This window comes from Hymenobacter persicinus (assembly GCF_004167665.1).
Lineage (GTDB): Bacteria > Bacteroidota > Bacteroidia > Cytophagales > Hymenobacteraceae > Hymenobacter > Hymenobacter persicinus.
Map to the genome: position 1 here is coordinate 1 of NZ_SEWE01000017.1, position 14,215 is coordinate 14,215.

Here is a 14,215-nt window from a genome sequence, read left to right on the forward strand (position 1 = left end):
CAGCCCGGCACCTACCGCTCGGCCAGTCTGGCGCTGGCCACCGGCACGAAGGTGCGCCTGCGCATCCGCACGGGCCGCGAGCAGGAGTACGGCTCCGACTTTGTGGCCGTCAAAACCACCCCGCCCATCGACTCCGTGACCTGGAAGGCCGAAACCGACCGGGTGCAGATCTACACCCACGCCCACGACGACACCAAGCAAAGCCGCTACTACCGCTGGACTTACGACGAGACCTGGCAGTTTCGCTCGGCCTTCGATTCGTACTACGAGCTCAAGGATGGCCGGATCCAGCTGCGCACGGAGGATATTTTCACCTGCTGGGGCAATGAAAGCTCCAGCTCAGTACGGCTCACTAACACGCTTAAGCTCGACCAGGACGTGGTGTCGGCCTACCCGCTTACGTTTCTGCTCTCGACTTCCAAAAAGCTGCCCATCAAGTACAGCATCCTGGTGCGGCAGTACGCGCTGACGCCCGAAGAATACGCCTACTGGGAGGAAATCCGCAAGACGACGGAAAACATCGGGGGCCTCTACGACCCGCTACCCACCCAGGTTACGGGCAACGTGCACAACCTCTCGGACCCCGACGAGGTGGTGCTGGGCTTCGTGGGGGCGCAATCGGTGACCCAGCAGCGAATCTTCATCGACAACAAGCAGCTGCCCCAGATTATGCCCACCTGGCGCGCCATCACCGGCTACGAAGCCGAGGTTTGTGGCTTTACTGTCTATCCGCCTCCCCTGGGGCCGCCGCCGCTGCCGGTGAACGTGTTCTTCCGGGACGGGACCTTTGTGCCAATTGATGAAATTTCTCCCCAGCGGAGCTATACTTATTCCACGGCCGAGTGCGTGGACTGCCGCAAGCGCGGGACCAACGTGAAGCCCAGCTTCTGGCCGTAGCGGTTCGGAACCAGTGAAAAGCAACAAAAAAGGACGCCTGCCTGGGCGTCCTTTCTTGTTTGGGCTGACTTCGATGGCGTCTAGTGCGGGGCGCTGAGCACCAGTACTTCCCCGATGCGGACCCCGTCGTCGGACTTGTGGTTCCAGGCCCGGAGCTGGGCCGGCGTGACGCCGTACTGCCGACAGATGCCAAAGAGCGTGTCGCCTTTCTGAACTGTGTGGCGCGTGCCCGCGGCCGGAGCCGGGGTAGTGGGAGCGGCCGGTTTGGTAGCGGGAGCTACTGACTGAGCCGAGGTCGGCGCTTTCGGACTTACCAGAGCCACGGCCGGGGCCGGCTTGCGGGCCTTGTCGGGCGGCAGGGCGATGGTGCCGGTGGGCTCGGGGGCTGCTGGAGGCGGGGCCTGCACCCGGGCCGTGCCCGCAAAGCCGGAGGCGTGCAGCCGCTCGGCGGCCGCTTTCAGCTCGGGCTGCTTGGCGGCGCGGGCATCGAAGCCCCGAAACTGCGGGCTGCGCATCAGGGTCTGCAACTCAATCTGCCAGGGCTGCTGGCGCAGACGCTGGGCCAAAAGCTGCTGCTGTTCCCGCGGCAGGCTGGCGGTGTAGTGGCTCAGGCGCTGATTCAGGGCCGGAATGCTCACCAGAGCTTCGTCGATGAGCTGCACGGCCCGGGCATCGTTGGGCTCGAAGTAGATGCCGCGCAACTGCCGCACACTGGACTGCACCAGCGTGGCCATCACCCGCACGGAATCATCGGAAAGGGCGGCGGGGGCCGTCTGCTGGGCCCAGGCAGCGGGGGCGGCGGTCAGCAGGGCGGCGCCGGCGAGCAGGCCGCGGAAGGGAAAACGCATAAAAACGGGCAATTGAAAACTTATTTAACCGGCTTAATCAGAAGTTCCTCCCCGGGCTTCACGCTGAAGTCGGGCTTGTTGTTCCACTCCATGATCTGCGTGATGGTGACGCCGTAGCGCTTGGAAATGCCGTACATCGACTCACCGGCCAGCACCTTGTGGCGCACCGGGGCCAAGGCAGCGCCCGGGGCGGGGGCAGTGCTGCCCGCGGGTTTGGCCTCGGTGGGCGCCGGGGCTGAGGCCGGCAGAGCCGTCGGGGCGGCTACGCGCAGCGTTTGGCCCAGCCGCAATGACGGATTCGGGGGCAGGTTGTTCCAGGCAATCAGGTCGGCGGGACGCAGGCCGTAGCGGCGGGCAATGGCGTACAGGCTCTCACTTTTCTGCACCACGTGCACGCCCGAAGCCGGCACGGACTCTACGGGGGCCGCCGGAGCGGTAGGGGGCAGCGGGCGGGGCGCCGGGGCGGCTGGCGCGGGTGCCGGCTTGGCGGCCTCCACTGCTGCCGCTGGGGCAGGCTTTACCGTTTCGGCCGGGACGGGCTTGGCCGGGGCTTTCGGAGCCGGCGCGGGGCTTTCCTGACGTACTGGGGCCGCGGGCTTGCTTACCGGAACCGGCTCGGCCGAGTCGGGCTCGTCGCTGGGCTCATCGGCAATGGGGGCGGAGGCGGGGAAAGGCTTTTTGCCGGCCGCGGCGGGCTCGGGGCTGCGCATCGGCGCCGGCGCCGGGGCCGGGCGGCCGGGGCCCGGAACCGGCTTGGAAGCCTGGGCCGCGGGCAGCTCATTGAGGTTTTCCATGTGGTCGTCCGTCACGCTCTCGGGCTGGGTGACGGTGGAGGTAGTTGCGGCCGAGTCGGCTTCGGTGGCGTCCTCGATCAGGCGGCTGTCGGCGGCGGTGCGGCCGGTGTAGACCTCGGCTTCGTCCTTCACCTTGATCTTGACTTTCTTACGGGCTGCCTCGGTTGGGACGGCCGGGGCAGGCTGGGCGTCGGCGGGCCGCTCGAAGGCCGCTACCGCCCCGGCGTCCTTGCTGGGCGCATACTCAATGGCAACTTCCTTGGGTCGGGTGTGCTGGAGCCACAGAATGCGGCCCGTGCGTAGCTCCTCGTTGCGGGGCATGCGGTTTTTGGCCCAGATGGCCTTGGCCCGCACCCCGTACTTCTGCGAAATCGTGGAAACGCTTTCCCCGGGCTGGGCAATGTGGTACTCAACGGCGGCCTTGTCGCGCTTTTTCTGGGTGAAGTAGGGCTGGCCCACCACGATGTTATCGAAGGCGAACAGGTCGTTGTACTGCATGAACCGGCGCATTTTCAGCTTGGCCCGTTCCGCCAGGCTCTCCTTCGTGTCGCCCGGCAGGGCGATGAGGGCCCGCAGGCCGTTGATCTGCACGAATTCGGCGTTTTGAGGGTCCACGGTAGGTTCGTGCAGCAGTTGGCCGCCCACCGTCGCTTTTTGCAGGGATGCCATGGCCGTGAGCTGAATCGGGTCCGTGACGGGTACCAGCAGCGTGTAGGGCTTGTCGGCGGGCACGGCCGTGCCGGCCAGCAGCCAGCGGTTGTGCTTGGCCAGCTCGTTGGCATCGGTTTGCAGGGAAGCCGCCAGGGCCGGCAGCTGCTGCCCGGCCAGGGCCGGAAACTCCTGGAGCAGCATGGCCGGCTTGGGATTTTGCCCGCACACGGGCTCGTAGGCTACTTTGTGGGCCAAAAACGTCAGAATGTACGGGTGGGTCTGCTCCGTAATCTGCATTTCGGTGGCGTTGTAGTCGGTCGGCAGCGTGTAGGGCTTGGCCCCGGTCAGGCCCAGGTTGTAGCTGAGCAGGGTGTTGAGCCAGTTGTGAAACGTGGCGTTGCTGCGCAGAAAATACTTGGCCGCCGCCCGCGACGATACCACGATGTGCTTGCGCTCATCCACGGCCTCGTTCACGACCACGCCCAGCTCCGTGGCCGACTCGCGCTTGAACTGCCAGTAGCCCACCGCGTCGTGAATCGACTGGGCCTCGCCCTGCAGGCCGCTTTCCTGGAGCACCAGGTAGCGAAAATCCTGGGGCATGGCCTCGGCCTGAAACACCCGGTCGATAAGCGGGAAGTAGGCGTCGGCGAGGGCCACGCGGGCCTGGAAGGAGGCGGCGTGACTGCGCAGGGCGTCGGCTTTCTGCTGGACGGCCTTGCGGGCGCCCTCGGTGAGGCGCAGGTGCAGGCCGGCAAAGTAGAGGTCGGCGGGAACCGCGGCATTCTGGCCGGCCGCCAGCAGCGGCAGCACGCAGAGCAGCGTGAGTAAGAGTCGTTTCATAGAAAGCAAAGCCGGAATTCCGGGCGCACTCCTGAAGCTCACCAGATTCCGACTCTACAAAGTAGGCGAAAAATCGGGGGATGACGGGTCCCACGCCGCAAAATCCCCGATATGCTCTGCTCCCGAGGTCGTTGCATCGGGGGCCGTGGCAAAATATTTTGCAACGGCCCCCGATGCAACAACTCAAGTAGGGCTGGTGGCTTGCTGCCCGGTCAGGCCGAAAACATAAGCCCTTCCCCGCGTCGACGGAGAAGGGCATTAGCCATTAAAATGAGCTGGCTCCGCAAAGCAGGCAGGTTCTTCGCGCCGCCTGCGCCTGCGGAAGGATGACGGGCAGGCCAGGGCGTTAGCCGCCGAAGCCACCCCCTCCGCCGCCGCCCCCGGGAGGAGGGCCGCCGGGGCCGCCGCCGGGCGGGCCGAAGCGCCGTTCCCCGCCGCCTTCCCGGGGCGCGTCAGCGGGGCCGGCCCCGCTGAAGTTGCGGATGTTGTAGGTGAACATCAGCATCAGGTAGCGCTGCAGGATGTTGGTGCGCACGTCCTCAGTGTAGGCGTCGGTGATGTTGCGGCTGATGCTGTTGTTCTGGCCCAACAGGTCAAAGGCGTAGAGCTTGATTTCGCCCTGCTGCTTGGCAAAGAGCTTCTTGCCCAGGCTGGCGTTCCAGAGCACGTAGCTTTGGTTGTAGCCCGCCGTCAGGCCCGAGTATGCCACGTGGTTCACGTCGGTTTGCAGCGTGACGCCCTTGACCAGAATCCAGTTCAGGCGCAAAGTGGTGTTCTGGCGGAAGTAGTTGCTGTTGTTCTGGCTCAGCAGCGTGTTGCGGGCGTAGGTCTGGCTGGAGTTCGAGGAGAGGGTAAAGTCCAGCTCGGGGCTGATGTTGGAGCTCAGCACCGCGCCCAGCCCGAAGCTAGGGGCGCGGTTGTAGTTCAAACCCAGGTTCACGATGCCCGGGGTCTGGGAGAAGGTCGCGTTGGCGTTCAGGTTCAGGTTCGACTTGATGACCTTCAGCGGCAGGGTGTAGTTGGCAAAGGAGCGCAGCGAGTACTGCTTGTTCAGGTTCACGGGCCGGGTGATCTGGCCGCCGGCGGGTACGGTCACGCCGCCGAAGTCCTGGGCCCGCTGCAGGATGGTGGTGCTGCTGCCGATGTAGTTGTCGGTGTAGGAGCCGCCGAGCAGGGCGAAGAAGGAGCGCGAGGTTTCGGGCTGGGAGGAGGAGTAGCGCAGAAACAGGTTGTGCGAGTACTCCTGCTCCAGGTCGGGGTTGCCGGTCCGGATCTGAAGCTGGTTGGAGTTGTTGACCACTTCCTGGAGCTGGCTGATGCTGGGGTTCTGGGTGCGCATGTTGTAGTTCAGGCGCAGGTTCTGCTGGCGCGAAAACTTGTACTGCAGCGTCGCGTTGGGCAGCACGTTGTAGAACGTGCGCCGGGTGGTCAGGTCGCGGGGGAAGGTCTGGTCGTTGTCGAGCTTGGCCTGCTGCATCGAGGCGCCGGCGGCCCACTCCACCTTCTCGAACTGGTAGCGGTAGGTCAGGCCCGCCGAGTTCGTGAGGTAGTTGCTGCGAAACACGTTGCTCAGCGCCTCGTTGGGCGTGCGGTTGCCGTCGAGCTGGTCGTAGGTGCGCTTGTCGGAGTCGTTGGGGGCGTAGGAAACCGTGTAGTTGGCCTGCAGCTGGCTTTTCAGGCCCAGCGGCTCGGTGTAGTTGGCACTCACGTTCCAGTTCCAGCCCACCTGGTCGAGGCGGGAGTACTGGTTGGTGGCGGTAACATCCCGGCGCGGGAAATCCAGGCTGTCGATGCTGGTGGAGAGCAGGTAGTTGTCGGCGTTGCGGTTGTTGTAGGCCGTATTCACGCCCAGCGAGAAGGTGCGCCCGCGCAGGGCGAAGCGGTGGCGGTAGAGCACCTGGTTGTTGAGCGTGATGCCGTTCTGAGCCGAGTTGTAGCTGCTGTTGTTGGTGCTCTGGATGGTCTGGGGCACGTCGGAGGAGCCGCTCAGAAAAGTGCGCCCATCGAGGCCGCTGGTGCTGGTGTTGCGCTGCATGGTGAAGCGCGGCTGCCAGAGTATCGAGTTTAGGGTATCAAACTTGTGCTCCAGGCGCAGGCTGAAGCGGTTGTTGATGTTGCGCGCCGTGGCCCGGGAGGTTTCGTCGTAGCCGAGCTTGCGGCCCTGCTCCAGCACGTTGTAGAGGCGGTTGGTGGTGCTAGTGGTGGTGTTGTCGCTCAGGTTGAAGAAGTAGCTGGCCTGCACGTCGGTTTTCTTCTTCCAGGTGTCGGAGTAGTTCAGGCCGATGGCGTGGGTGGTGGAAATGCCGCCGGTCTGGTTTACCAGAAAGTTGCCGGCGCTGCTGCCCCCGCCGCCCTGACCGCCTCCCCCGCGGTTGCCGCCCTGCCCGCCTTGTCCGCCGCGAGGGCCCCCGCCCCGGTTGCCACCCCCGCCCTGGGCCGAGGTGCCAATAACGCCGAGCAAGTCGTCGGTGCCGAAGTTCTGCTCGTTCACGTTGTTGGACTGGGCCACGATGGACAGGCGCTGGCTGCCCTTGAACGAGTTCAGGTTGCCGCTGACCCGGTACTTGCCGTCGTTGAGGCTGGTACTGCCGCTGGTGGGGCCGGCTCCGGCCAAGATGCGCCCAAACTGCCCGTTGCGGAAGCTGGGCTTGGTGGTGATGTTGATGGTTTTCTCGGTGTTGCCGTCGTTGAAGCCCGTGAAGGCCGACTGGTCGCTGCGGCGGTCAAACACCTGGATTTTGTCGATGGCTTCGGCGGGCAGGTTTTTGAGCACGGCGTCGGGGTCGGAGCCGAAAAACTCCTTGCCATCGACCAGAATGCGCTGCACCTGCTCGCCCTGGGCCTGCACCTTGCCGTCGGTGACCGTGACGCCGGGCATCTTGGTAATCAGGTCCTGGGCGTTGGCGTCGGGGTTGGTTTTGAAGGCCCGGGCGTCGTACTGGGCCGTGTCGCCCTTCTGCACGGCGGCGGCGGCCTGGCCCACCACTTCCACGCCCTTCAACGCCACGGCGCCCCCGCTCTGCAGCGTCAGGGCGCCCAGGTTCAGGGGCTGCGTGCCCAGCTCCACGGGGCGGCGCAGGGTGTTGTAGCTCAGAAAGGAAACCGCCAGCACGTAGCGGCCCGGCGCGAGGCCGGTAAACGAAAAGGCGCCGTTGGCATCGGCCGCGGCGCCCTGCCGCACCGAGTCGGGCAGGTGGGTGAGCAGCACGTTGGAGCCAATCAGCGGGGACTGGTCCTTGCCATCCACGACGCGGCCACTAATGGATAAATTCTGGGCCCACGCCCCGGAAACCGAAAACAGACAGAATAGCAGCCACAGCGCTTTTCTCATAACTACCAGCTTAAAGAGTACACAAGCCGGTTAGACGCACCCGCGCAGGTAATGTTTAAGTTTGGTGGGCAAGAATTGCCGCCGGCCCGCCGGGCTTAGCGCTTCCGGACCAGCAGCAGCCCGTCGCGCAGGGGCAGAAACACGTTTTCCACCCGCGTGTCCTGCTGCACCAGGTCGTTGAAGGCCCGCACGGCGTGGGCGTCCTTGTCGGCGGCCCGAAGCGGGTAGGAGGGCAGCACCTTGCCGCTCCAGAGCACGTTGTCGATGAGGATAAAGCCGCCGGGCCGCACCTGGGGCAGCACCAGCTCATAGTACACGGCGTTGTTGATTTTGTCGGCGTCGATAAACACCAAGTCCCAGGCCTGGGGCGGAAGCGCAGCCAGCACGGCCGCCGCGTCGCCGATGTGCAGCTGTACCCGGTCGGTGAGGCCGGCCTCGGCCAGATAGCGGCGGATTCGGTCTTCCTGCTCGGGGTTTTGCTCCACGGTGTGCAGCTCTCCATCCGGGGCCAGGCCCTCGGCTAAGCACAGCGCCGAGTAGCCGGTAAAGGTGCCCAGCTCCAGAATCCGGGTCGGGTGCACCATGTGGCTGACCATGCTCAGCAGGCGGCCCTGGAGCTGCCCCGAGAGCATGCGCGGGGCCAGCACCTGCACGTGGGTTTCGCGGTTGAGGCGGCGCAGCAGGTCGGTTTCGGGGCTGGTGTGGGCCTCAGCGTAGGCCTGGAGTTCGTCGTCGTTGGATTGCACGGGTAGAAGGAGCGTCAGGGGGCAAAGATAGGGGCCCGGCGGCCGCCGCGGCAGTCGAGCTTGGCGGTTGTCGGGCGCGGGCGGCAAACAATCGGGTGGGTAAGCGGCTTATTCAACACCTCATTCGAGCCGGCCCAGGGCTGGCCATTTCATCTTTACGCACTTTCTTCATGTCTACCCCAACCACTTCCACCAACCCCGCCACGTTTACCCTCGGCGACAAAACGGTGAACCGCCTCGGCTATGGGGCCATGCGCATCACCGGCGCCGGCATCTGGGGCCCGCCCGCCGACCACGACGAGTCTATCCGGGTGCTGCGCCGGGCCGTGGAGCTGGGCGTCAACTTCATCGACACGGCCGACAGCTACGGCCCCAACGTGTCGGAGGAGCTCATTGCCGAAGCCCTGCACCCGTACCCCGCCGACCTGGTTATCGGTACCAAGGGCGGTCTGCTGCGCACCGGCCCCAACGAGTGGCCCATCGACGCCAGTCCCAAGCACCTGGAAGAAGCCCTGCACGGCAGCTTGAAGCGCCTTAAGCTCGAGCAGATTGACCTCTACCAGCTCCACCGCGTCGACCCGCAGGTGCCGTTTGAGCGCACTCTGGAGTTTTTGCAGAAAGCCCAGCAGCAGGGCCTGATCAAGCACATCGGCCTGTCGGAGGTCACGGTGGAGCAGATCAAAAAGGCCCAGCAGTACGTCAAAGTCGTGTCGGTGCAGAACATGTACAGCGTCGACAACCGCAAGTGGGAAGCCGAGCTGACTTACACCCGGGAGCAGGGCATGGCCTTTATTCCGTGGTACCCGCTGGCCGGCGGCAACGCCGACGCCCTGGCGGCGCTGGGGCAGCTGGCCGCCAAGCACCAGGCCACGACCCAGCAGATTGCTCTGAGCTGGCTGCTGCACCACTCGCCCAACATCCTGCTCATCCCCGGCACGTCCAAGGTGAAGCACCTGGAAGAGAACATGAAAACGGCCGATATTCAGCTCTCGGCCGAGGACATGCAGACGCTCAATAACATCAGCCCGGCCTAGCTGCTGGCGCTGGAGTAAAGAAAAAGCCCCCGCGACGCGAGTTGCGGGGGCTTTTTAGTTGACGAGTAACTAGTTTTTATGAAAAATATGCCGGCGGTGATACTGGGCCCATTCGGGGCGGAGGCCATGCGCCGGATGCAGTACAAGCTGGCCTGCCAAACCAGCTAAGCTGAAATTGTCCTCCAAACTCCAAGCACCCATATCCAACAGCACATGGTGATTCGGACACAAGCATAGTAAATTATTGAGCGTGTCTGGGCCGTGGTGGGGTGAGCCCAAGGGCTGTACGTGGGCGGCTTCGGCGTAAAGCTTGCGCCCGTTGGCCAGCTGATTACCGCAAACCTGACAGTGATACTCGTACAAATCTTTAACTCGGCGCATCACTCTCGTATCCCGCACTAACCGAGCAGCAGTAGTGATGCGACGGGGTACGGGCGTGTACAGAGCTGCTCGCTCAGCGACTGCATCTTCTGGAGTTACTGTTGCTGCCTGGAGCTCTTCAGACTCAATTTGCTCTAGAAGGAAACGCCAAATCATAAAGCCGGAACGACCTCGCTGATATTCGCAAGAGGTAACACTGTATAGACCGGCGTATTGGTAATAGTCTCCGAGGCTCTTGCTGCGTATTTTACGGATTACTCGGACGGGCGTCTTGTTAGTAAAGCTTAAGTGTAAGGATAGGTTTCCGCCCATCAGTGTTTGATCAGCAACTTGCTTCTTATCCTGATTGCCGCCTTCGCCAGTATACAAAATAGTGCCCCCAGCGTCAAAATCGTCCTCGTAGCCTCCGGACAGTACAATGGCTTCCGCTGGGTTACCCATCAGGTGCGAAATCCCCTTGACCCAATCCCGGTGGAGCCCGGCGGCCTTGACCTCCTTGCGGTTGCGGAACTCATGACCAGGCAGCACACCTGCAATGGCACCCAACACAATAGGAGCAGGAGCTTTTGCCATAACGTTACTCCGGCAAATACTGCAGCACGCTCAGGTTGTCCTCGTGCAAGACCTCATTGGCCAGGTCGCAGAGCTGGTTGGCCGAGATGCTGCGGATCTGGGCGAAGATTTCGTTGATGGACTCGACCCGACCCAGGTCCAGGGTGCTTTTGCCCAGCAGCTGCATCAGCCCGCCATTACTTTCCTCGGCCATGGCCAGCTGGCCCATGAGCTGCTCCTTGGCCGTGTGGAGCTGGCTGGTGCCGAGTGGTTTTTCGCGCAGCAGCTTGAGCTCCTTCTGGACCAAGCCAATGGTGCGCTTGACCTGGTTTTTCTCGGTGCCGAAGTAGATGCCGAACAGGCCCGTATCGGTATAGGGGCTGTAGGTAGAGTCGATGGAATACACCAGGCCGTGTTTTTCGCGCACGCCCAGATTCAGGCGGGAGTTCATGCCGGGGCCGCCCAGGATGTTGTTGAGCATGAAAAACGGCACCCGCCGCGGGTCCTTGATGGCGTAGGCCGGCCCCCCGATCAGGCAGTGGGCCTGGGTGATGGAGCGCCGCTCGAGCTGCTCGGTGCGCTGGTAGCTGGTAAACGGCATGCGGGGCCGGGCACCGAGCCGGGCCGGCAACGGAGCCAGGTACTTATCGGCCAGCTTCTTGACCTCGGAAAAAGGCAGGTTGCTCACCGAGGAAAACGCCAGCCGGTCGGTGCGCACGTTTTCGGCCAGAAACTGCCGGAAGTCAGCCTGCTGGAAGTCGGTCACGCTCTGGCGGGTACCCAGAATGTTGTGGCCCAGGGAATGCTGCCCGTACACCACGGTGTCGAAGTCGTCAATGATGGCGTCCTCGGGGGCGTCCTGGTACATGCTCATCTCCTCCAGAATCACGGTGCGCTCCTTCTCGATTTCGCGCTCCGGAAACACGGAGTTGAAGGTCAGGTCGGTCAGCAGCTCAAAGGCCCGCTCGAAGTGGGTGCTGAGCAGGGAGGCGTAGAAGCAGATTTTCTCCTTGGTGGTGTAGGCGTTCAGCTCCCCGCCCACGGTTTCGAGCCGGTTCAGGATGTGAAACGAGCGGCGCTTCTCGGTGCCCTTGAAGGCCATGTGCTCCCAGAAATGGGCCAGGCCCTGCTGGTGGGGTTTTTCGTCGCGGGAGCCAATGTCAAGCAGGAAGCCGCAGTGCGCAATCTTGGTATGCGGCACCTGCTTGTGGAGCAAGCGGATGCCGTTGGGGTATTCGTGAAAATCGTATTCAGACATTGAGTTGGGTCTTGGAGTCCGGGGTGCCTGGGTTCTTGGACGTTGCCACCCCGCCCCTATAACCGGGCGGCCCGGCCGGTAGTTGCAAAGGTACGAGCGGTGAGATGGTGAAATTGTGAAATGGTGGGTTGACGTTCTGTTTGCGCTACATGCGCCACTGGCGCCGGCTGAACATCAACTCACCATTTCACCACCTCACTATTTCACCGCCTCCGCCTCGGCCAGCACGGCCAGCAACTGGCTGGTTTGGATGCCGTGGGCGCAGTAAAAGTGGTTGAGTGGGCACTGGCGGTAGCCGTGCAGGCCGCAGGGGCGGCATTCGAGTTCCTCGGCCAGCTCTACCACCCGCGCAAACGGGCTCAGGGGGCCAAAGCCGAAGTAAGGCACCGTGGAGCAGTACACCGCGCAGGTGGGCGCGCCCTGGGCCGAGCATAAGTGCATCGGGGCCGAGTCGTTGACGTAGTTAAGCACCGCGCCCCGCATCAGCGCCGCCGAGGCTAATAAGGAGAGCTTACCGGCCAGATTCACCACCTGGGGCAGCCCGCTTTCGGCCAGCAGGCTGGCGCAGGCGTCGGCGTCGGGGGGGCCGCCGATTAGATACACGGTGTACTTGGGCGGCAGGGCCCGCAGCAGCTTCACCCACTGCTCTTGGGGAAATTGCTTCGTGAACCACACCGAGGTGGGCGCAAGGCAGATATAGGGCCCCACGGCGGCGTAGGGCGCCGCGGCGGCCTCGTCGGCGGCGGGAGGGTAGAGGCGGGGCGGGGTCAGGGGCACCTCCGCGGCCGGGTCGAGCAAGTGCAGGTTGCGCGACACCTCGTGGATGCCGGCCCCGATGATGTGGGGCACCACCCGGGTGAAGCCGAAGGAAAATGGGTTTTTATCGAAGCCAATGCGCTGCCGAGCCCCGGAAAAGGCCGTCAGCAGGCCCGTAGAGGCAAAGCGCTGGAGCGTCACAACCCGGTCGTAGCCGGTGGCCCGAATTTGCCGGAGCAGCCGCCACAGGCCGGGATACTTGCTGTGCTTTTTGTCCCAGATCAGCACCTGCCGCACGTGCGGATGGTGGCGCAGCAGTCCCTCGTTGCCCTTGCGGACCAGAAAATCGACGGGCGTGTCGGGCTCGGTCTGGTGCAGGTATTCCAGCAGGGCCGTGGCCAGAATCACGTCGCCGATAAAGGCCGTCTGAATCAGCAGAATGGCGCGGGAAGAAGGCGAGGGTGCGGGCATGAACGAGGCGAAGGGAACGGCAAAACTACGCAGGATGTGGGGTTAATAGAAGTGCCGCCGCAACTAGACAAAACCGGCCGCCGCCTTCGCGCTGCTCGGCTTTCTTTTAACTTGCAGCCCGCCCCTGCCCGGCGCGTCCCTTGTCTTTCACCCCAAGCCCCCTGCTATGCGCTACGGCCCCATCTCGCCCGAACTGTTCATACAAAACCGCCGCAATTTCGTCCAGCAGCTGCCCGCCGCCTCGCTGGCCATTTTCCACTCCAACGACGTGATGCCGACCAATGCCGACGGGCACATGGCCTTCCGGCAAAACAACGACCTGTTCTACCTCTCCGGCGTGGACCAGGAGGAAAGCATCCTCGTCATCTTCCCCGACGCGAAGCTGCCCCAGTACCGCGAAATCCTGTTTCTGAAGGAAACCAGTGACCATATCCTGGTCTGGGAAGGCTACAAGCTGACCAAAGACGAGGCCCGCGCCCAATCCGGGGTCCGTACCATCATGTGGCTCGACTCGTTTGAGCAGGTGCTACCCGCGCTGATGAACGAGGCCGAAAACGTGTACCTCAACACGAATGAGCACATCCGGGCCGTGGTGGAGGTCGAAACCCGGGACGCCCGCCGGGGCAAGGAGTTGCGGGCCGCCTACCCGCTGCACCAGTACCGCCGCGTGGCGCCCATCATGCACCAGCTGCGGGCCATCAAGAGCCAGGAGGAAATCCGGCTGATGCAGGAGGCGGCCAACATCACCGAGAAGGCCTTTCGCCGGGTGCTGGGCTTCGTGCAGCCCGGCGTGTGGGAATACGAAATTGAAGCCGAGCTGTACCACGAGTTTCTGCGCAACCGCAGCCGCGGGCCGGCCTACGGCAGCATCATTGCCTCGGGCGCCAATGCCTGCATTCTGCACTACGTGAGCAACGACCGGGAGTGCAAGGACGGCGACGTGCTGCTGCTCGACTTCGGCGCCGAGTACGCCAACTACGCCGCGGACTTGTCGCGCTCCATTCCCGTCAACGGCACCTTCACCAAGCGGCAGCGCGACGTGTACGAGGCCGTGCTGCGGGTCATGAAGTTTGCCACTTCCCGCCTGATTGCCGGCAACAACATCGAGGACTACCACGCCGAAGTGGGCCGCACCATGGAACAGGAGCTCATCAAGCTCGACCTGCTCAATGCCAACGACGTGCTCAACCAAGACCCCTCGGCCCCGCTCTACAAGAAGTACTTCATGCACGGCACCAGCCACTACCTGGGCCTCGATGTGCACGACGTGGGCGCCAAGTACCGCACCTTCGAGCCGGGCATGGTCTACACCTGCGAGCCGGGCATCTACATCCGCGAGGAAGGCCTGGGCATCCGCCTCGAAAACGACATTCTCATCACCCGCTCCCAGCCCGAGGATCTGATGAAAAACATTCCGCTGGAGGCCGACGACATCGAGCGCCTCATGCGCGAAGCCCGGCAGAAGTAAGGGCTGGCCAAACCGCATACTAAACAGAAGGGCCACCCGGCAATCGGGTGGCCCTTTTTCGTGTTTGGCAGCCTGGGTAAAGTGCCAACTCCTGGTTTTTTTACAAAAAAATGCCCGGTCGCGACTTCCTGAGCAACAGCCGACAAGGCCCCGAAAATGCCACTGGCGGGCTCTAAACGCGGAACTCG

10 protein-coding genes are annotated in these 14,215 nt (G+C 63.6%); 3 read left to right on the forward strand and 7 right to left on the reverse strand.

Annotated features, from left to right (window positions below):
• A partial coding sequence (locus EWM57_RS09795) for a DUF4249 domain-containing protein (RefSeq protein WP_129920966.1) occupies window positions 1-897 on the forward strand: 897 nt, incomplete at its 5' end.
• Between the two features lie 80 nt (window positions 898-977).
• On the opposite strand, the gene EWM57_RS09800 is transcribed toward EWM57_RS09795, so the two are convergent.
• The 4 genes from EWM57_RS09800 to EWM57_RS09820 form a co-directional block, all read right to left on the reverse strand.
• A complete protein-coding gene (locus EWM57_RS09800; RefSeq protein ID WP_129920967.1) occupies window positions 978-1,745 on the reverse strand; it encodes a LysM peptidoglycan-binding domain-containing protein in 768 nt (255 codons plus the stop codon).
• Between the two features lie 20 nt (window positions 1,746-1,765).
• Window positions 1,766-4,030 (reverse strand): LysM peptidoglycan-binding domain-containing protein, encoded by a 2,265-nt coding sequence (locus EWM57_RS09805; RefSeq protein ID WP_129920968.1) that lies wholly within the window; start codon window positions 4,028-4,030, stop codon window positions 1,766-1,768.
• Window positions 4,031-4,376: 346 nt separating this feature from the next.
• On the reverse strand, window positions 4,377-7,361 hold the full coding sequence (locus EWM57_RS21140) for an outer membrane beta-barrel protein (protein WP_165370473.1): 2,985 nt from the start codon (window positions 7,359-7,361) through the stop codon (window positions 4,377-4,379).
• 95 nt (window positions 7,362-7,456) lie between these two features.
• Entirely contained in the window at window positions 7,457-8,107 is a 651-nt protein-coding gene (locus EWM57_RS09820; RefSeq protein WP_129920969.1) for an O-methyltransferase, read from the reverse strand.
• Window positions 8,108-8,277: 170 nt separating this feature from the next.
• On the opposite strand from EWM57_RS09820, the gene EWM57_RS09825 reads away from it, so the two are divergent.
• The gene (locus tag EWM57_RS09825) at window positions 8,278-9,141 is read left to right on the forward strand and encodes an aldo/keto reductase (protein ID WP_129920970.1); all 864 of its coding nucleotides are present in this window, start codon (window positions 8,278-8,280) and stop codon (window positions 9,139-9,141) included.
• A gap of 69 nt (window positions 9,142-9,210) precedes the next feature.
• On the opposite strand, the gene EWM57_RS09830 is transcribed toward EWM57_RS09825, so the two are convergent.
• The 3 genes from EWM57_RS09830 to EWM57_RS09840 all read right to left on the reverse strand — a co-directional run bounded on the left by EWM57_RS09830 (window position 9,211) and on the right by EWM57_RS09840 (window position 12,559).
• Complete coding sequence (locus tag EWM57_RS09830; RefSeq protein WP_129920971.1) at window positions 9,211-10,095, reverse strand: YDG/SRA domain-containing protein; 885 nt, start codon at window positions 10,093-10,095, stop codon at window positions 9,211-9,213.
• Window positions 10,096-10,099: 4 nt separating this feature from the next.
• On the reverse strand, window positions 10,100-11,332 hold the full coding sequence (locus tag EWM57_RS09835; protein WP_129920972.1) for a M16 family metallopeptidase: 1,233 nt from the start codon (window positions 11,330-11,332) through the stop codon (window positions 10,100-10,102).
• Window positions 11,333-11,530: 198 nt separating this feature from the next.
• Window positions 11,531-12,559: a glycosyltransferase family 9 protein gene (locus EWM57_RS09840; RefSeq protein ID WP_129920973.1), complete on the reverse strand. Its 1,029-nt coding sequence runs from the start codon at window positions 12,557-12,559 to the stop codon at window positions 11,531-11,533.
• A gap of 166 nt (window positions 12,560-12,725) precedes the next feature.
• On the opposite strand from EWM57_RS09840, the gene EWM57_RS09845 reads away from it, so the two are divergent.
• On the forward strand, window positions 12,726-14,027 hold the full coding sequence (locus tag EWM57_RS09845; RefSeq protein ID WP_129920974.1) for an aminopeptidase P N-terminal domain-containing protein: 1,302 nt from the start codon (window positions 12,726-12,728) through the stop codon (window positions 14,025-14,027).
• Window positions 14,028-14,215 lie beyond the last annotated feature (188 nt).

Coding starts and splice junctions, on each gene's coding strand:
- EWM57_RS09800 (WP_129920967.1), bottom strand. CDS start 1,745: ATGCGTTTTCCCTTCCGCGGCCTGCTCGCCGGCGCCGCCCTGCTGACC.
- EWM57_RS09805 (WP_129920968.1), bottom strand. CDS start 4,030: ATGAAACGACTCTTACTCACGCTGCTCTGCGTGCTGCCGCTGCTGGCG.
- EWM57_RS21140 (WP_165370473.1), bottom strand. CDS start 7,361: ATGAGAAAAGCGCTGTGGCTGCTATTCTGTCTGTTTTCGGTTTCCGGG.
- EWM57_RS09825 (WP_129920970.1), top strand. CDS start 8,278: ATGTCTACCCCAACCACTTCCACCAACCCCGCCACGTTTACCCTCGGC.
- EWM57_RS09830 (WP_129920971.1), bottom strand. CDS start 10,095: ATGGCAAAAGCTCCTGCTCCTATTGTGTTGGGTGCCATTGCAGGTGTG.
- EWM57_RS09835 (WP_129920972.1), bottom strand. CDS start 11,332: ATGTCTGAATACGATTTTCACGAATACCCCAACGGCATCCGCTTGCTC.
- EWM57_RS09840 (WP_129920973.1), bottom strand. CDS start 12,559: ATGCCCGCACCCTCGCCTTCTTCCCGCGCCATTCTGCTGATTCAGACG.
- EWM57_RS09845 (WP_129920974.1), top strand. CDS start 12,726: ATGCGCTACGGCCCCATCTCGCCCGAACTGTTCATACAAAACCGCCGC.